Consider the following 19,388-nt stretch of genomic DNA (forward strand, 5'->3'; position numbering starts at 1 on the left):
CCTGAAAAAAAGTTTAATTTTATTAAAACTAGATCAATTAGCGACAGTTTTTAGAAAAGATCTTTAAAAAAGACTAAATGCCAGGAGTTAATCAAAGAATAAAGAGGATTATTTTAGTACTTTATCACGTCATCAGGATGGCGTTTACTTGTAATAGAACCTCATGCTATACTCTCGGGAGGCTATTATCTATATGGTAAGTAGGAGGATTTGGTAATGAAAAAAAGAAGATATAGAGGTGAGAAACATCCAGTTCTTCATCTTATAATAGAACTTATGTACATACTTATTGGCTCTGCATTTGTAGCTTTAGCTTTTAATTTATTCTTATTACCTAACCAAGTGGCATCTGGGGGAGTTAGTGGAATTAGTATTATTACTTTTTCAGTTTTTGGAATCGAGCCTGCATATGTACAGTGGGGTTTAAATATTCCACTGTTTATTGCTGGACTCATTTTACTTGGTGGGCAGTTTGGGGTAAAAACTCTTGTGGGAACAATCTTTTTACCCTTAGTTGTCTATCTTTCTAGAGATATGCAACCAGCTACTTTGGATCCATTATTAGGCGCACTTTTCGGTGGAATTGGAGTAGGTCTTGGGTTAGGTATTGTTTTCAGAGGGAATGGCTCGACAGGAGGAACAGATCTTGCTGCTCAAATTATTAATAAATACACGGGTATGACATTAGGCCGGTCTGTTCTATTTATTGATGGATTAATTGTTCTTACTGCAACCATCGTATTTGATATAGAACGTGGCTTATATGCCATGATTGCTCTATTTGTAACAAGTAAAACAATCGATCTTGTGCAAATTGGATTAGGGACTTCAAAAATGGTAATCATCATCACAAATCATCAAGATAAAGTACGTCAAGGAATCATCCACGAAATTGATCGAGGTGTTACAAGACTTTCTGCTATTGGTGGGTATACTGATGATGAACGTCCTATTCTCATGTGTGTGGTTGATCAAAGCGAGTTCACAAAATTGAAACAACTTGTTAAAAGTATTGATCCTGCTGCATTTGTAATTGTTACTGATGCATCAGAGGTACTTGGTGAGGGTTTTAAAAAAGCATGATCTTAACATGTTTGGGGTATAATAGCCATGATTATAAGTAATTTTTAAAGGGGGAGTACATAATGAAAATGAAATTATTAGGTCTTTTATTTGGAGTAGTACTTGTCTTAGCTGCATGTGGAGGCGGCGGTGATGATGCTGCAGAACCTGTAGGTGAAGATACAGGTGGTGGAGACACTGCTACTGTAAATGCAGAAAAAATTTATAGACAAAACTGCGGATCCTGTCATGGTCAAGATCTAAGTGGTGGTGTAGGACCTGCATTAACAGCTATTGGCTCAACATATAGTCAAGAAGAGATTGAGTCGATCATAGAAGAGGGTAAAGGCATAATGCGAGGCAAAATCATCGTTGGACCAGATGCTGTTGCAGTGGCTGAGTGGTTAGCGGAGAAAAAGTAAGTAGTAGTTTTGGGAACATCAGACTTCGGTTTGGTGTTTTTTTGTTTGTTTGAGTTACTTTCCTTGGGGATATTTGAGGGATAATCAAAATTTCGAATGGCGGAGTCGAGTCGCCGTATGATCAGTGTGGTCCGGCCGTTTAGCATAGAAAGTGGCCGATTCAGGCGAGGACCGCCGGATAATGAAGGCTGAATAGCTGAGTCGCCGTATAATCTCGTACGCCGTATTAGCCCAGAAAGTGGCCGCATTCAGAAAAAACCGCCCGAAAAAATGGCCAAATGAAACTTTTATACAAACACCCACTTCAAAAGTATTTCATATCAAAAATAGATCATTTCCACAGTTACCAAATAAAAACAACTCCACCGAAATACCTACGTAAACTCATCATTTCCAAGGTGAAATAAAAATGTAATATTTTTGGGTCTGATTTTGACGAAATATGATGGTATAATGAAAAAAGTGGCGTCATATGCCGATATACAAAGTAAATAATGCAAAACTTGATATTTATTGACTATTTAACATACGTAACCGAAATAATGTTTTATAAATCTACTATTTTAGGTGATTAATAATGATAGAAATGAAGGACGTAATAAAAAAATATCCGAACGGTGTGCTAGCCGTGAACGGAATCAATGTGAAAATTAAACAAGGTGAATTTGTCTATGTTGTAGGCCCAAGTGGTGCAGGGAAATCTACCTTTATTAAAATGATGTACCGTGAGGAAAAGCCTACACAAGGATCAATCTTAATAAATGGAATTGACTTAGCAAAATTAAAGGAAAAAAAGGTTCCATATTTACGTAGAAACATAGGGGTTGTATTCCAGGACTTTAAGCTTTTACCGAAGTTAACTGTTTTTGAAAATGTGGCATTTGCATTAGAGGTTATTGAGGAAAGCCCACGCAATATTAAGAAACGAGTAATGGATGTACTTGATCTAGTAAAACTTAAACATAAAGCACGCTTTTTACCAGATGAATTATCTGGAGGCGAGCAGCAAAGGGTATCAATCGCGCGTTCTATTGTTAATGCTCCAGGAGTAATGATCGCGGATGAGCCGACAGGAAACTTGGATCCAGAGACATCTTGGGATATTATGAATATCTTTGAAGAAATCAACAACCGTGGCACAACGATTGTCATGGCTACACATAACCGAGAAATTGTTAATGCGATTAAAAAACGTGTAATTGCTATTGAAAGTGGAAAAATTGCTCGTGATGAAGTAAGGGGTGAGTACGGTTATGAAATTTAGTACGCTCACTAGACATTTTCGTGAAAGTGTAAAAAATCTAGGTCGTAATGGCTGGATGACGTTTGCATCAGTTAGTGCTGTAACCGTTACTTTGTTACTTGTTGGTGTATTTATTGTCATAATGATGAATTTAAATAGTATGGCAACATCGATTGAAGAAGATGTACGAATCCGAGTTCATATTGATTTAGCTGCAACACCAGAGGATCAAGAACAGCTTCGAAAAGAAATTGAAAAGATACCACAGGTTGGTACACTTGAATTTTCTTCTAAGGAAGATGAACTGGCCAATATGATTAAAAGCTTTGGTGAAGAAGGAAAAATCTTTGAGCTTTTTGAACAAAATAATCCGCTTCACGATGTATTTATAATAAAAACAAAACAGCCTACAGATATCATGATGGTAGCTAAACAAATTGAATCCTTTTCATATGCAGCAAATGTAAAGTATGGACAAGGAGAAATTGAAAAGATTTTTGCAGCTGTAAAGGTATCGAGAAATGTGGGTATCGGTCTAATTATTGGTTTATTATTTACAGCCATGTTCCTTATCTCCAATACCATTAAAATTACAATCGTTGCTAGAAGAAGAGAAATTGAGATTATGAAGCTAGTAGGTGCAACTAATGCATTTATACGTTGGCCTTTCTTCATTGAAGGACTATTCCTTGGGATATTAGGATCACTTATACCAATTGGAATTATTTTAGGAAGCTACGATTATTTATACGATTTGATTCAGCCAAGATTAGAAGGAACCTTTCTACAACTACTACCGTTCCAACCATTTGCCTTCCAAGTAGCAGGATTGTTAATAGCAATTGGAGCATTCATCGGCGTTTGGGGAAGCTTAATGTCAGTTCGAAAGTTTTTGAGAGTTTAAAAGCGCTAGGACTAATAATAAGACGCACCAAGTAGTATGAAAAATGTCTTCCACAGTTTGGAGTGCGCGGAGAGCCACTTGACTCCTGCGGGATATAGTGGTCTTTAGGAGACCCCGCAGGAGCCCCCAGGCGACGAGGAGGCTCCCGGACCACCCTGCGGAAAGCAAGTGGATCGCAGCGCATGGAACTCTACTACCTAGGTTATTTTCAGGTAGGCTTACTTTTAAACAAAACTATCAATTATAGATTACTAGTTTCCTAACCATACATAACGTATGACCAGGAAGTAGGTAACCTAACCTGGTCATGGACAAGCCAAGATAGACCATCAGAATTACAAATAGAGGGGAGACAGGAACGAATTGAAACGGAGATTTCTCATTCTAGGATTAGGACTATCAGTTATCGTCGGGAGTAGCGTTACTCCAAACCTACCAGAAGTATATGCTGTTGACACAAACACACAGCTCGAAAATCAAAAAGATGATGTTCAAAATAAACGGTCAGATCTTCAATCAGATATTGAAGGTAAACAAAGTGAACTAGACAAAATTAAGGCGCAACAAGATGCCGTTAACCAGGATATCAAACGTTTAGATTTAGCTGTGGCTGAAACGAGCGGCAATATCCGTGAAAAAGATGCACAAATTACGGAAACAAAAGAAGAAATCGAAGTACTCCGAGAAGAAATAGAGGTTGTTAAAGAACGAATTGAGAAACGTGATGCATTACTTAAGGATAGAATGCGTTCGATTCAAGAAAATGGTGGAATGATTAGCTATCTAGATGTATTGCTAGGTGCACAAAGCTTTAGTGATTTTGTAAACCGAGTAAGTGCTGTTTCTTCATTCGTTCAAGCTGACCGTGATATTCTTAAGGTTCATAAAGAGGATAAACAACTACTCGAAGAAACTGAAATTGAGCTTAATGATCAACTAATTCAATTAGAACAACAATTGTCAGAACTCGAAGTGATGAAAAAACAGCTTAACTCTCAGATTAATGAAAAGAACGAAATTATGTCTGAGCTTCAACATGAAGAAGAGGAAATGCATAATCATATTGAATCACTTGAGGATGAGGAAGCGCTCCTTGCAGCTCAAGAGCGAGCAATCAAACAAGCAATTGATGAATGGAATCGTAAGCAAAAAGAATTAGAGGAAGAAAGAAAGCGACAAGAAGAGGAACGTAAGCGTAGGGAGGCAGCTGGAGAATCTACTTCTAGCCCGCCTGTTGCAACCACACCGGCTCCAGCCGTTACGAGTGGAGACTTTATGAGACCAACTACAGGTCGAGTTTCATCAAACTATGGCTCACGCTGGGGAACTCTTCATGCCGGGATTGATATTGCTAATTCAGCACCAAATGTACCGGTTGTAGCTGCAGCAGATGGGATTGTATTCAGATCCTACTATTCTAGCAGTTATGGAAATGTTGTATTTATCACCCATAATATTAATGGCAAGGTATATACAACCGTTTATGCACATTTAGAGAGTCGTTCAGTGAGTGAGGGTCAATATATAGCTAAAGGTGCCCTTTTAGGGTACATGGGGAATACAGGCCAATCATTTGGCAAGCATTTACACTTTGAATTACATGTAGGACCTTGGAATGCAGCAAAATCAAACTCGGTTGATCCACGTAACTATATAAACTTCTAAAAGGGATAAGAAAAATGGAGCGGATATCGCTCCATTTTTTATTTACAAGGTAACTTTGGACTACACAGCCGTTGTTACTGTGGTATTTTTCGTGTATGTAGACTAATATATTAAAACAAATATTTTTTTGATGAAAATAACCATTGGAGGCATTCAAGAAAAAGTTTGGTTCACAAACTCATCCTTTTGTCATTAAGGAGGTTTCCAAGTTAATCATAGACATGTAATTTTGGATTACGTGATGGCTTCTGCAACATCGATATCTTCTAAAGAATTTATGGATGAGGCAGCACGGGTCATAATGGACTTTTTGTGAAGCTTTGTTAATCATCTTTGATTTTTTGCGTAGGTATGGAACTCATAAACGGAGAAATTCCGGTTAATGTATCTGATAGGGGATTAAGAAGCAGCTATAAGCGGAGATATTCCGGTTAACTTCTCTAATATATGATTAAATCTAAAGATTAGGTTCATATAAGCGGAAAAACTCTGGTTATATCTAGGGAAATGTTGATATTTCCCAATTTAAGCGGAATTTTTCCGTTTAAATTCAACAACCATAGTGAAACCAACATGACAGGACACAGCCATTTAAAAAGAAAGCAAAAGCAACTCCTAGAGTAATAGCTAGTCTATCTAATTTTGGTTTGTAGACCCTACCACTCCACTTATGTTTTCGTGTAAGAAGTGTACCCTTTATACAATAAAGGGGTAAATGGCATAGAGTACAAATTATCGGATTTTTACTAAACAAAAAGGACCGGGCTTTGCCCGGTTTCTTTTATGGAATAACCAACACCTGACCAATATATACCGTGTCGCTTGTTAATTGATTCGTTTCTTTAATTGCTGACACTGTGGTTTTAAAGCGGCTTGCAATGAGCCAGAGTGAATCCCCAGATGCTACTGTATAGGTTGTGACTGTTAGTGTTTCTTCCACTGTAATCGGCGTGTTTTGTGGTATTCTTAACACTTGACCAATGTACAAGCTATCTGTCGATAATTGATTAGCTTCCTTGATTGCGGCAATGGTTGTATTATTGCGTTCAGCAATTGCCCAAAGACTATCTCCTGAGACGACGGTATATGTTAGATAATAAGTCGAGTCAGGCTCAGAATAAGGAACTGATGTAATAGGTATCGATGCTGGTAAAATCGTACTGTAGTTCCGCCAAATATCAATATTATCTTGTCCTAAGCTCCAGTTCCCAACCCCACGTATATTATATTTGCTTACTAAAGCAAGCTTCCTTTTTATAGATTCTTCATTTTCATACCATATTGTATAAGTTCCAGGTGTAAGGGATGAACCTGATACAAAGGTAATAGGGTCGTCCGCTTTAATTGTGACTGTTGCCTTGACAGATTGACTAGCTTCATCAAAAACAACCGTATGTTCATATTTAGATAACACTTCTTGAATCTTCGTGTTTGAAATTCCGAAGCCCCCATAATCTAGCCCTTCTATCCAATAACGTCCATAATGTGCGATTCCCATGACGATTTTATCTCGTGGAACACCTTGATTAATAGCATATTGAATCGATCTCTCAACCCATGGCAAGCTCGCCACTGGGCCGGCCTCTCCACCTGGATAGCTTTCGTCATAACTCATAATCATTAAATAGTCGGCATATTTCCCGAGGTTATTATAATCATATGCCCCGTGCCATCCGGTATTCCACCCATGAGGGTTGGCTGCAACCGCAACTGAGACCTCTTTATGTGCTGGTATTTTTAGACGAAGCAGTCTGACAAATGCTGTGAAGCTAGATCGGTCCGCATCTGTAATGTTTTCTAAATCAACATTCACTCCATCTAAATTATAATGAGCAATCGCGTCGGCTATTTGTTGTGCAGCTTGTTCTTTATTCGCGAGCATGGCACGACCTTTTTCACGATTCCAATGGTTACTTAAAAATGGAACAACCCGTACACCTTGTTGATGCATTGTTTCAATAAATGCAGGATCAAGTTGATGAGTTAGCTTTAAAGTCCCATCTGAGTTAATATCAAAATAACTTGGTGCTACGACATTTATAGACTGATTGGTTTGATTCACTGTATTGGTGTAATGTTTGATATCACCAAAGTATAAATAACCAAGATTCAGTACTTCCGTAGCCGTGACAGGTAGTCTTAACGTTTGACCAACAGAGACTGTATTAGTTGGTAGGTAGTTCACTAATCGTAATGCATCAACAGTTGTGTTGAATCGCTTAGCAATTGAATAAAGAGTATCGCCAGCAACAACCAAATAAGAATGTGTTGATAAGTCCAGTCGTTCACTCTCATTTTTAGCAGAATCCAGCTGATTAACAGTTACTCTTAGATCCTGAGTTGTACTAAATTGACTCAAAGGTATGCTTAATGAAAAATATCCAGTTTGATCAGATATCCCATCTTTTGAGATAGACTCACTGCCCACTCGATCAGTCACAAAGATGGTTACTAATGAATTTGGTTCAGCGCTCCCGATAATCGTATATAGAAATTCACCGTTCACATAGCTAAATCCACTCTTCGTGACCGTAGGTTTGACAATAACAGTATCTTTTTCAATCAGCTTTGTTTGAGTGATGCTTGTATTTCCAGCTTGGTCTGTTTGAGTGAGTTCAATGCGCAATGGACCATCTACTAACGTGCTTACATCAAGTCCTACCTCAAACGCGCCATTAACTGCCGTTGTTTCTGCTTCAACACGGCTTACTCCATCAGTAATTACAGCATGTACTGTTGCTCCATCCTCGACATTTGTACCTTTTAAAATGTAGTGATTCATATTACTTTGATTCACATAAGACGGGAGGGCAAGGGTGCTCTCAGTTGGTGCTGTTGTATCTTTTACAATAATAGCTGGTTGCTGTGGTTGAACATTACCTGCAGTATCTGTTACATAGAAATTTACGGTTATCTCTCCATCAGCTAAGTTCTGAGCATCGACCACAAACTCAAATTCACCAGTTTCAGTTGGTGTTATCGTTTCACTAATCGTTGTTGTTCCATCACTTAAGGTAATGCCAACAATGGTGTTAGGTTCAGTCTTTCCAGAAAGAGAATAGTTTGTTTTATTTCCGCTAAAAAGACTAGCTAAAGGCTGTAAGGTAAAATCAGTCGGTCCAACTGTATCTTTTACTAAAGTTTTTATGATGCTAGGGCTCTCATTTCCGGCTTCATCTTTGGTGGTAACATGAATAAATAAATCTCCATCTGTTAGTTCTGAAAGGTCCATGGGTAGCTCATATCGACCTGATTCATCTGTTGTAGTTGTAGCTGATTTTTCTTGATTCAAACGGTTAGTGACTACAATTGCCACATGTGTGTTTGGTTCGCCTTCACCCGTAAAAGTATAGGATGTTTGATTTTCGGCATTAATATATCCCTCGTTCGTAAATGTCGGAGCATTAGGGCTCAGTGTATCTTTTTGAAGTGTAACAAGGCTTGTCTCACTTTTTACTCCGGCCTTTGAAGTAGACCTCGCTTCAACGGCTAAGGTCGAATCAGTTAATGAACTCAAATCAACCACAACATAGTATTCACCATTATCATCTGCGGTAGCTGTTGCCGTAACAACAGGATTTACTCCATCTGAAATTGTTATATCAACAACAGTTCTCGGCTGAGCATGACCGAAAATTGAAAACTTCTCCATGTTTTCCCGATTAACGATGATTTCATTATCAATTGTGGGGGCAATGACTTTTGTTTCTTTTAAAATAGTTGTTTCGAAGGTTGTGCTACTGTTACCGACGGGATCGATGGAAAAAGCAGTTACTTTAATCGTTCCATCTGATAAGCTTAACAGGTCCAAGGTTTCGCTAAATACACCATCTTCATTAGCAGTTGTGGCCAATTGTATATCCTCATGGAAACCGTCAGATATAGTGATTTCAACCACCGAAAGAGGTTCAGCTCTACCACTAAGAAGATAACTATTGGCATTCTCATTATTAATATTCTCTGTGTTTTCGATAGCTGGCACGACGGTATGGGTATCTTTTTGAATCGTAGATGTTACCCGTTCACTTATATTTCCAGCTGCATCTCTAGCAGTTGCCGTCATAGTTAGTGTCCCATCTTGAAGAGGGGAGACATCAAATCGATGAGTGAAATCTCCATTCGCGTCCGCCACGACTTGCGCAGACAAGGAAGGGTTTTTTCCATCTGTAATAACAATATCAACAAAAGCATTGGCTTCTGTTGTTCCTCTAACATCAAACTCCTTTGCATTATTACCTGTGATAAGTTCAAGTGGTCCTATTTCAGGCAAGATAGGTGCATCTGTGTCAGCGGGTTCTGGTGGCTGTTCAACAGCATTAGTACCCGGTATATTCAATGTTTGTCCAACAAAAATAAGATCCGATGTAAGGTTGTTGGTTGTTTTAATTGTTTCAACTGTTGTCCCAAATCTTCTTGCAATAACAGATAAAGTATCACCAAATACGACTGTATAGCTTGTCATTTCAACTGTTACATTAGGCTCAGTTGTAGTTTCATTGTTCGTTTGTTGAGGGATATTTAAAATTTGACCTACAAAAATACGATCTGAAGTAAGCTGATTCAGTGATGTAATCTCTTCGACTGTTACACCAAATCTTCTTGCAATCAATGACAGAGTATCCCCAGATACAACTGTATAACTGATCGTTTCTGCAGGTGCTTCAGATTGAGGTACCACCGCTGGTTCAGGAGTTACCGTGTTTTCCTCATTTACAGGCTGGACCGGTATTGTTAAAACCTGTCCAACAAAAATCATATCTGTAGTTAACTGATTATTAGTTTTAATCGCGTCAACCGTCGTATTAAATTTTTTTGCAATAAGTGATAAAGTGTCTCCGGAAACAACTGTATAGTTTGTGATTGTCGTATCTGGTTCAGTTATAGGTGATTCTTCTACAGTTGGTTGCTTAGTTGGCTGTGGTATTTTTAATTTTTGGCCAATTGTAATAGTGTCTGTTGTTAATTGATTATAGCTTTTGATGTCAGATACTGTTGTATAATAGCGCCTCGCAATTAATGATAAGCTGTCACCTGCTGACACCGTATAGGTAAAATAGGGCAGTTTTAGTACCTGTCCTATTTTTAATACATCTGAAGATAACCCATTTAGTTCTTTGATTGAAGAAACCGTCACATTATAGCGTCTTGCAAGGGAATAAAGAGTTTCTCCGGATTGTACGGTATGATTATCATACTGATACACAGGTTGAACTTGAGTCGTGCTAGCTAGTGCTTGTGTATTTGGGGAATCTATATAATAAAAGGATGTAATAAGAAGAGCCCCCATGACCACTTTTACTGCTGATATTTTAATGTTTGGGAATGTTTGCTTAATTAAGTCCTGGATCTGGGTTTGTAATTCACCCTTTTTTCCAGGTGAGTGACCAAGCTCATCGGCAAATTCAGTTAGTTGGTCTTGTAGGTGGATAGTTAATGTGTAGGTATTATCACTATTTAGTTTTAGTTCGTAGTTTTGAAAATACAGATTCATATGATAAAACTCCTCTAAACGTAGTCTCCACTTTTTATTCTGCCAAATGATAGTAAAATGATTCAGGATTTTTTTAGAAGCCTTCATCTGAATGAGTGCGCCATGGAGGATGAAAATAGTGTGATTACCATGTGTGGAATGAGCGGAGAGCCACTTGACTCCTACTGATATGCGCTCAGCGAGCCAAAGGTTTCTTTTGTTTTTCGAATTTTAATCTATTTTTAAGCGAATTGTTAGGGAGTATTGTGTTTTGATAAGCGATTTAGTAGTTCTTTGAAAGTTTATTTTCGAAATTTTGTCGAATACGTTCGAACTGGGGGATTTATTTTCGAGATTCGCGTGTTTATTTTAGAAATCATCTGTTTATCGATTATTCGACACTACTTCGCATAAGTTACCTTAAAAGCAAATTCAGCCTAGACATGCTTTTTGGATTTTTAATGTATGGAATTACGTCTTCAATACAAACTATAGGGGTGAAAACCAAATAAAGAACAGGAGGGAAATTATGAAGAAAATCTTAGTTTTAACACTTGCGATTATGTTTGCACTTCCAGTTGTATCTCAACCAAGTGCCCAAATTAAAATGTTTAAAGAACCTCCATTTGAGTTTTATAAAGTGTCAAAAGGAGATTCGTTTTGGTACATAGCGCAGCGATATGGACTTGATTACAAACGTTTGATGGAGCTTAACCCAGATGTGGTTCCGACGAATATGCATGTTGGAGAGGTAATCCGTTTAAAGCCATCTGCATCTCACCATAGTTCATTTGAGGATCAAGTAGTAAAGCTTGTAAATCAGGAGAGAGCAAAGCAGGGGTTAAAACCTTTAACACATCGTGCTGATTTGAAAAATGTAGCACACAAAAAGGCTGAGGATATGATTAATTCTAATTACTTCTCTCACACAAGTCCAAACTACGGATCGCCTTTCCAAATGTTAAAAACGTTTGGAATTAGTTATCAGTCGGCTGGAGAAAACATTGCTAAAGGCCAAAAAACACCACAAGAGGTTATGAACGCATGGATGAATTCACCAGGACATCGCGCGAATATCCTTAAGCCAGAATATGATTCAATTGGTGTTGGATTCTATCACAGTGCATGGGTTCAAATGTTTATTAAGGCAAGATAATGTGTAAAAAGGGGCATCCATTACGAGGGTGCCCTTTTAAAAAGATAGGAAAGTATAAAAAAATTGTGCTTTCAGTTGTAAAGGAAGAATTAGTACGCCCTGTTCTGTTGGAGAGAGTGAAGAGTGAAGTAGAATGCTCGAAAGAATTTATGGAAGAGGTAGCACGAATCATAATGGTTTTAAAAAAATTTCCTTTATTGATTTTTCGCGTAGGTAAAGGAAATCATAAGCGTAGAAATTCCCGCTATTGAATCTATAAGGGCTTAAGCAGCAGATATAAGGGGAGAAATTCCCGTTAAGTTCACAAATATATGACTATATCTTAAGTTTGGTATCTTATAAGCGGAAAAACTCCCCTTATATTTAGGGAAATGTTGATATTTCTTAAATTAAGCGGAATATTTACGTTTAAATTCAACCAAGAGAAATCAACATGATGGACACAGCCACTTAAAATAGCAAAGTAAACTCCTAGAAAAATAGAATTAGTTGACTAATCAAACAAATTTTATCCACAAATTGTTGTCGAATATCCTTACATATTCACGACTTATCCACGAGTTTTGGTAGTTTATCCACGACTATTGAAAGTTTATCCACGACTTATCGCAAATTATCCACGAATCTTAGTCAAATATCATTTTTTCGCCAAAAATCGACAAAGATTAAAAGCGTATTTTATGATTGCACAATTTGTCCAATGAGCTTATACTAAAATAAGTAATTTCAATATCTAGTATATATAGTTTAGTTAAATACAATATACAGTATCATCCGGTAAAAACGGTGTCGAATAAGTGACATAATAGGGAATCTGGTGTAAATCCAGAACTGTCCCCGCAACTGTAAAATGCTGATGAAATAGGGAACATCCACTGTGAGTACTAGGCTCATGGGAAGGACCTTACAGTAAGATGAAGCATTAGTCAGGAGACCTGCCATTTTTACTTAGTACTATCTTTTTCGGGAGTTGAGAGGATAGGGCGAGGACCTTTGGTGTATTCCACCTTATCTTCTTCGTTCTATCTTGCTCATCTTACAAAGATGGGTTTTTTTATTACAAACAAGCGCAAATTGGGAAAGGGGTAATGGGGAATGGCACTAAAGGAAGTTTTGCATTTTTCAAATTTAGAATCTTCAAATGTGGAGGGAATAATAGAGTATGTTACTCAACAAACCTCGAAATTTCCACATTTACATGTAGATGATTATAAGGAGAAAATCTCTCAAATCTTTTTACATAAAACAAATTCAACAAAAGATCAAATTGCCAATACACTAATTCTGGCTGCTCTAGAACGAGTGACAATGCTGGAACCAGATTGGACTTACGTAGCTGCAGCTTTTTATTTAGACCGACTCTATTTTCATGCATCTCAAAATAGACAATATGCAACGAATGGTAAATATGGATCTTTTCATGAGTTGTTGCAGAAATTAACTGACATGGGAATCTATCATTCTATGTTATTGAATAAATATTCTAAAGAAGAAATTCAGGAGCTAGAAGGGTTAATTAATCCAGAAAATGATGGCCTTTTTACATACATAGGTCTCATTACTTTAGCTGAAAGATACTTGGCAAAATCGCATCAAGGTGAAGTGTTTGAGCTTCCACAAGAAAGACTACTTATTATAGCCATGACATTGATGGTAAATGAACCAAAAGAAAATAGACTAACGCTTATTAAAGAAGCGTATTGGGCATTGTCCAATTTATATATGACTGTTGCTACTCCAACACTTTCTAATGCAGGAAAAAGCTATGGACAGCTTTCTAGTTGTTTTATAGATACAGTGGATGATAGTTTAAGAGGCATTTATGATTCAAATACGGACATTGCCAATCTTTCGAAAAACGGTGGAGGAATTGGTGTATACCTTGGTAAAATTCGCTCGCGTGGGAGTGACATCAAGGGCTTTAAGGGAGTCTCTTCTGGAACGATTCCTTGGATGAAGCAGTTAAATAATACGGCTGTAAGTGTTGATCAATTAGGACAACGCCAAGGAGCCATTGCGGTTTACCTCGATGTTTGGCACAAAGATATCTTCTCTTTTCTTGAAACGAGATTAAATAATGGAGATGAGAGATTACGAACTCATGACTTATTTACAGGTGTGTGTATCCCTGACTTGTTTATGGAAAGTGTAGAACAGCGCGGAGATTGGTATTTGTTTGATCCACATGAGGTTCGTAGAGTGATGGGTTATTCATTAGAGGATTTCTTCGATGAAGAAGAGGGGGATGGTGAATTCCGCCGTCGTTATAAAGAATGTGTGAACCACCCTACACTTTCAAAACAAAAGGTAGCAGCCATTGACATTTTCAAATCAATCATGATTTCACAGCTTGAAACAGGGACTCCTTATATGTTTTATCGAGATACAGTGAATCGAGCAAATAGCAATAAGCATTGTGGGATTGTTTACTGCAGCAATTTATGTACAGAAATCACTCAAAACCAAAGCATCACAACTGTCATCGAGGAAAGAACAGAAGATGGCAAGATCATTATTGAAAAGACTCCAGGAGATTTTGTTGTGTGCAACTTATCTTCAATTTCTTTAGCGAAGGCAGTCCAGGATGATGTGCTAGAACGCCTTATATCTGTACAAGTGAGGATGCTTGACAATGTTATTGATTTAAATGAAATTCCTGTTCTTCAAGCAAATTTAACCAATAAAAAGTATCGTGGGATCGGTCTAGGAACCTTTGGCTGGCATCATTTGCTTGCTCTTAAAGGAATTGCTTGGGAAACCGAAGAAGCAATTGCATATTGTGATGAGGTTTATGAAAAAATTTCCTTTTTAACAATCAAAGCAAGTATGGAATTAGCCAAAGAAAAGGGATCATACCCAGTGTTTAAAGGCTCTGACTGGGAAACAGGAGACTATTTTACTCGTCAAGGCTATCAGTCTGAAGAATGGACAGTGCTAAAAAATGATGTACAAGCTCAGGGTATTCGAAATGGTTATCTGTTAGCAGTTGCGCCGAACTCATCAACAGCAATTATAGCGGGTTCTACATCTGGGATAGATCCAATTTTCCGCAAAGAATACTCTGAAGAAAAGAAGGATTATAAAATTCCAGTAACTGCACCAGATCTTAATCCGATGACAAACTGGTATTATAAATCCGTTTATCTGATTGATCAAAAATGGAGTATTAAACAAAATGCGATGCGCCAACGACATATAGACCAATCGATCTCGTTTAATTTGTATGTTCGAAATGATATTAAAGCAAAAGAGCTTCTTGATCTGCACATGCTTGCATGGGAAAGTGGCTTGAAAACAACCTATTATGTACGTTCAACTTCTAGTGCGGTGATAGAAGATTGTGAAAGTTGTCAGTAAGGAAGGAAGGATGAGTTAATTGAGCATAGTGGAAAAACGAAAAATCATTGATAGCCATGCACCAAACCGTTCAACTGGAATTGTAAATGGACAAAGCTCAAATATTCTTAATTGGGATGATGTACGTTATTCCTGGGCATATCCTAAATATAAAGTAATGCTATCTAATTTTTGGACACCTTTTGAAATTAATATGAGTAAGGATATAAAGCAATTTCCACAATTAACGGATGTGGAGCAAGAAGCTTTTTTGAAAATTATCGGTTTATTAGCTTTATTAGATAGTATTCAATCAGATTATGCATCAAAGGTAGCAGATTATTTAACAGATTCTTCGTTAAATGCATTAATGATTATGCTCGCGCAACAGGAGGTTATCCATAATCATTCATATTCTTATGTGCTTTCAAGTATTGTTCCGAAGAAAAAACAGGATGAGGTGTTTGAATTTTGGAGAACAGAAGAAACATTGCGCGAGAGAAATGATTTTATAACAAATGGCTATCGAGCGTTCTCCGAGAATCCGACGATTGAAAATTTTCTTAAATCAATCATCTATGATGTGATTTTAGAAGGATTATTCTTTTATTCAGGGTTTGCTTTCTTTTACAATCTTGCACGTAACCAAAAGATGGTAGCTACTTCAACGATGATAAATTACATTAATCGTGATGAACAAATTCATGTAGGACTTTTCGAAAAGATTTATAAAGAAGTATTAAATGAAAATCCACAATATCGGACGAAAGAGCTTGAAGAATTTGCTGTGGAGACTTTTCGTCAAGCTGCATTGCTTGAAATTGAATGGGGACGTCAAGTCATTGGTGATAAAATGGATGGAATTACAATGCCTGAACTGGAACAATATATTCAATTTATGGCGAATAAACGTTGTAACCAGCTTGGTCATGGAAGAGCAGTTTTTCCAGAAGCACCTATAAATAACCCGATGAGATGGATTATTGCATACCAAGAGGTAGACCTAGGGAAAACAGATTTCTTTGAGCAAAAGTCACGTCAATATACAAAAACAAGTGATGTAAATGGGTTTGATGATTTGTAATTGATCCCTTTTTACCTAATTAACAAAAGCTTAATCTAGATTTTATATACTACAAACCACATATCGTTAATATATAGATTAATAAGAAACTTAATCTTCATGTTAACTTATGTGGTTTGGAGGCTATCAAATGGAAAGATCTGTTGAAGAAATTTCAAGACTTGCAACTGAATGTACATGTGGGATCAACCATAAAGAAATATTAATTGAGCAAATCACAATTAAAGAGAATGCATTGGTTGATTCGGTTGAGTATCTACGAAATAAGGGATTTAAACGTGTGATGATTGTTTGTGATGAAAATACGTTTTTAGCTGCTGGTAAGCAATTAAATCACCTTTTGTCACAACAAAATCTACACTCGACGATATGTTTTATTACTCCTGATAAAAATAATGACGTTGTCGCAGATGAGGCATCAATTGTACAAGTCTTTCTAGAAACGCCTAAGGAAGTAGACGTTTTCTTGGCAGTAGGGTCAGGGACGATTCATGATATTGTACGGTTTGTTAGTTATAAAATGGGGAAGTCATTCATCTCAATAGCCACAGCTCCGTCAGTAGATGGCTTTAATTCTATTGGAGCTCCATTGATTATTAGAGGGATGAAACAAACCTTCCAATTACATTCACCCATTGCAGTGTTTGGAGATTTAACAGTCTTGAAAAATGCCCCGCCTCCAATGATTGCCGCTGGATTTGCTGATATGATTGCCAAATACACTGCCCTTGCTGATTGGAAATTTGGACATTTGACAGCGGGAGAACCTTACTGTCCATTAGCTGCAGAAATTACAGAGAAAGCTTTGACTTCTTGTGTTGAGAGTATTGATAAAATAGCCATTGGCGACGAAGATGGCATGTTTATTTTATTTGAGGCATTAGTACAATCAGGCATTGCCATGCTGTTAATTGGTCATTCCTATCCAGCCTCAGGAGGGGAGCATCATATTTCTCATTATTGGGAAATGGAGTTTTTAAAACAAGGTACCCCACAAATTCTTCATGGTACCAAGGTGGGTGTAACAAGCCAATTGATTGCTAAGCTATATAAAAATAAGGTTCTAGAAGTGGTTACATCTGGTAACTATGTTGAATTGAATCCACATCTAGAAGAATTATCGGAAGTGATCAATAACATCCCAGACCCTAAATATATGCAAGGTTTACTTAGAAAGCTTGGTGGTGATACCTGTCCAAGAGATCTTGGAATAAGTGATCCACTAATCAAGGAAAGTTTGGCGAATGCCCACACGCTTCGAAATAGATTTACGATGCTTCGTTTTCTAAATGAACGGGTTTTATAATATGTAATGGAAGCAGTAACGGATTAGATACATCCGTTACTGCTTTTGATATTATTGGTATTGTTGGCCTAGACCCTGCTGGTTACTCATACCTTGTGGGTTACTCATACCTTGTGTTCTGTTGATTTTTCAGCAGCAGTTCGATCACCTGTTTAACTTCTAAATCCTCTGTCGTGTTATTAAAAAAATTGATAACAGGAAATGCAGCACTTTCCGCCATATAAGAGGACCACAAAATACCCCATTCAGCAGAAGTTAAGTTGATTTTATGTACCTTCATATAAAATCCTCCTATGTTTGCCCATAGAAGATATTCTTTCCTGAAATTGTCTTATTTTGTGGAATTTATCTTTACAAATTTCGACAAAACTTGATAAAAATAAAAAACCAGCCATCTAGATGACTGGTTTTTTAGGAATAGGGGAGATCTAGGCTTCCAATCTTTTTTCTGGCATTTTCGAAAATAGGGCAGCAATCACTCCCAAGGCTGGTAGTAAAAGCATGATTAATAATATTTCATTATAGCCACCGAATATATCATAAGCAATTCCAAATGGAAGGGGACCAAAAGCAGAGCCAATAACAGTAACCGTCATAGCAACTCCTTTAATACTCCCAAGGTGTTGTCTTCCAAAATAATTTGGCCAGATAATTCCTAGAGTAATGCGTTCAAATCCGCCAATAAATCCCCAAAACACTCCAAAAAAGATTGCAATGGCAGGTGAGAAGGTTTTCATAAGAATAAGCATGAAAGCTATTTGGCCAATAAAAATAGCTGCAAGTACATAATGGACCTTAATTTTCTCCAATATAAATCCAGCAATTAAAGTGACTGGGAAACCAACAAGAGCCATTAAGCTTAAAATCAAAGCGGCAAAGCCTGGGCTGATATTATTTTCACCTAAAATTGAAACAAGATGAAAGGTTAACCCAGTATTCACCAAAGAAGGAATGGAAATACAAAATAGTAAAAGCCAAAATGTAGCTGTTTTCATGGCTTCTTTTAATGTCCAATTCACTTCTTGATCATATGGGTTATCTTGTAAACCACTTTTTTGATTGCTGGTTACTTCTTTCCGTCCATCAGGGAGAAGGCCAATGTCTTCAGGTTTGTTACGAATAAAAAAGTAGGCTAAGGGGACGAAAATCATTAGAAGTAAAATACCCCAAATTCTCCAAGTCATTTCCCAACCCCATAAGTTAATCATCCAGGCATTAAGTGGAGGAAGTGCAGCAGAACTCAGGAATCCACCAATAGCCATAAAACTTAATGCCCGACCACGTTTTGTAATAAACCATTGTGGGACAAGTGTGTTGGGGATTAATGTCATAGATCCTTGACCGAAAAGACGAATAAAGAAAAAACCAATAAATAACATCACTGCATTTGCAACAAAGCTATTCCAAATACAAGCTATAGCTAGTACTGTACCGACAACAACGGCCATTTTTCGTTGACCATGCACATCAATGAACCTTCCTACAAAAAACATGAGGATTCCAGCTAATAATGTGGCCGCCGAATAGATGCTTGACACAAGTGAACGACTCCACGCAAAATCCTTAATATAATGGTCAATAAATACTGAAATCGAGTAGGTTTGGCCAGGTCCTGAAAAAAACACTCCAAGGGCAGCAATGGTTACAATGACCCAACCATAATAAAAAGGAGTGACCATAGGTTGTCTCTTTGCTGATAGTTGTTCCATCTGTTACCTCCTATGTAAACTAATACTAGAA

General features: G+C 37.4%; 12 protein-coding genes and 1 riboswitch. Of the genes, 9 read left to right on the plus strand and 3 right to left on the minus strand.

Annotated elements, in window-relative coordinates:
- Positions 1-216: 216 nt before the first annotated feature.
- The 5 genes from BK579_RS04690 to BK579_RS04710 all read left to right on the plus strand — a co-directional run bounded on the left by BK579_RS04690 (position 217) and on the right by BK579_RS04710 (position 5,296).
- A complete protein-coding gene (locus tag BK579_RS04690) occupies positions 217-1,083 on the plus strand; it encodes a YitT family protein (protein ID WP_078543869.1) in 867 nt (288 codons plus the stop codon).
- Between the two features lie 62 nt (positions 1,084-1,145).
- Positions 1,146-1,484 carry a cytochrome c551 gene (gene cccB, locus BK579_RS04695; RefSeq protein ID WP_078543871.1) on the plus strand — a complete coding sequence of 113 codons (339 nt, stop codon included), beginning with the start codon at positions 1,146-1,148 and terminating at the stop codon, positions 1,482-1,484.
- A 577-nt stretch (positions 1,485-2,061) separates the two neighbouring features.
- Positions 2,062-2,748 carry a cell division ATP-binding protein FtsE gene (ftsE, locus tag BK579_RS04700; protein WP_078543873.1) on the plus strand — a complete coding sequence of 229 codons (687 nt, stop codon included), beginning with the start codon at positions 2,062-2,064 and terminating at the stop codon, positions 2,746-2,748.
- A complete protein-coding gene (ftsX, locus tag BK579_RS04705; protein ID WP_078543875.1) occupies positions 2,738-3,631 on the plus strand; it encodes a permease-like cell division protein FtsX in 894 nt (297 codons plus the stop codon). The genes ftsE and ftsX overlap by 11 nt, the downstream gene beginning before the upstream one ends.
- A 363-nt stretch (positions 3,632-3,994) precedes the next feature.
- Positions 3,995-5,296: a murein hydrolase activator EnvC family protein gene (locus BK579_RS04710; RefSeq protein ID WP_078543876.1), complete on the plus strand. Its 1,302-nt coding sequence runs from the start codon at positions 3,995-3,997 to the stop codon at positions 5,294-5,296.
- 781 nt (positions 5,297-6,077) lie between these two features.
- On the opposite strand, the gene BK579_RS26045 is transcribed toward BK579_RS04710, so the two are convergent.
- Positions 6,078-10,787 carry a LysM peptidoglycan-binding domain-containing protein gene (locus BK579_RS26045; RefSeq protein WP_204524680.1) on the minus strand — a complete coding sequence of 1,570 codons (4,710 nt, stop codon included), beginning with the start codon at positions 10,785-10,787 and terminating at the stop codon, positions 6,078-6,080.
- A 508-nt stretch (positions 10,788-11,295) separates the two neighbouring features.
- Between BK579_RS26045 and BK579_RS04720 the strand changes: the two genes are divergently transcribed.
- The 4 genes from BK579_RS04720 to BK579_RS04740 all read left to right on the plus strand — a co-directional run bounded on the left by BK579_RS04720 (position 11,296) and on the right by BK579_RS04740 (position 17,648).
- A complete protein-coding gene (locus BK579_RS04720; RefSeq protein WP_078543880.1) occupies positions 11,296-11,922 on the plus strand; it encodes a CAP domain-containing protein in 627 nt (208 codons plus the stop codon).
- 767 nt (positions 11,923-12,689) lie between these two features.
- Positions 12,690-12,879, plus strand: a riboswitch (cobalamin riboswitch).
- Between the two features lie 138 nt (positions 12,880-13,017).
- Positions 13,018-15,279 (plus strand): ribonucleoside-diphosphate reductase subunit alpha, encoded by a 2,262-nt coding sequence (locus tag BK579_RS04730; protein WP_078543883.1) that lies wholly within the window; start codon positions 13,018-13,020, stop codon positions 15,277-15,279.
- 19 nt (positions 15,280-15,298) lie between these two features.
- Positions 15,299-16,342 (plus strand): ribonucleotide-diphosphate reductase subunit beta, encoded by a 1,044-nt coding sequence (locus tag BK579_RS04735; RefSeq protein WP_078543885.1) that lies wholly within the window; start codon positions 15,299-15,301, stop codon positions 16,340-16,342.
- Between the two features lie 130 nt (positions 16,343-16,472).
- The gene (locus BK579_RS04740; RefSeq protein WP_078543886.1) at positions 16,473-17,648 is read left to right on the plus strand and encodes a sn-glycerol-1-phosphate dehydrogenase; all 1,176 of its coding nucleotides are present in this window, start codon (positions 16,473-16,475) and stop codon (positions 17,646-17,648) included.
- 100 nt (positions 17,649-17,748) lie between these two features.
- Here BK579_RS04740 and BK579_RS04745 read toward each other — a convergent pair whose 3' ends face one another.
- Positions 17,749-17,928, minus strand: a complete 180-nt coding sequence (locus BK579_RS04745; protein WP_078543888.1) for a DUF3231 family protein — start codon at positions 17,926-17,928, stop codon at positions 17,749-17,751.
- A 148-nt stretch (positions 17,929-18,076) separates the two neighbouring features.
- Complete coding sequence (locus BK579_RS04750) at positions 18,077-19,357, minus strand: MFS transporter (protein WP_078543890.1); 1,281 nt, start codon at positions 19,355-19,357, stop codon at positions 18,077-18,079.
- Positions 19,358-19,388 lie beyond the last annotated feature (31 nt).

This window comes from Litchfieldia alkalitelluris, assembly GCF_002019645.1.
Lineage (GTDB): Bacteria > Bacillota > Bacilli > Bacillales > Bacillaceae_L > Litchfieldia > Litchfieldia alkalitelluris.

Excerpts from the sequence above, each read along its gene's own strand:
- BK579_RS04690 (WP_078543869.1), top strand. The coding sequence starts at position 217 with ATGAAAAAAAGAAGATATAGAGGTGAGAAACATCCAGTTCTTCATCTT.
- cccB (WP_078543871.1), top strand. The coding sequence starts at position 1,146 with ATGAAAATGAAATTATTAGGTCTTTTATTTGGAGTAGTACTTGTCTTA.
- ftsE (WP_078543873.1), top strand. The coding sequence starts at position 2,062 with ATGATAGAAATGAAGGACGTAATAAAAAAATATCCGAACGGTGTGCTA.
- ftsX (WP_078543875.1), top strand. The coding sequence starts at position 2,738 with ATGAAATTTAGTACGCTCACTAGACATTTTCGTGAAAGTGTAAAAAAT.
- BK579_RS26045 (WP_204524680.1), bottom strand. The coding sequence starts at position 10,787 with ATGAATCTGTATTTTCAAAACTACGAACTAAAACTAAATAGTGATAAT.
- BK579_RS04720 (WP_078543880.1), top strand. The coding sequence starts at position 11,296 with ATGAAGAAAATCTTAGTTTTAACACTTGCGATTATGTTTGCACTTCCA.
- BK579_RS04730 (WP_078543883.1), top strand. The coding sequence starts at position 13,018 with ATGGCACTAAAGGAAGTTTTGCATTTTTCAAATTTAGAATCTTCAAAT.
- BK579_RS04740 (WP_078543886.1), top strand. The coding sequence starts at position 16,473 with ATGGAAAGATCTGTTGAAGAAATTTCAAGACTTGCAACTGAATGTACA.
- BK579_RS04745 (WP_078543888.1), bottom strand. The coding sequence starts at position 17,928 with ATGAAGGTACATAAAATCAACTTAACTTCTGCTGAATGGGGTATTTTG.
- BK579_RS04750 (WP_078543890.1), bottom strand. The coding sequence starts at position 19,357 with ATGGAACAACTATCAGCAAAGAGACAACCTATGGTCACTCCTTTTTAT.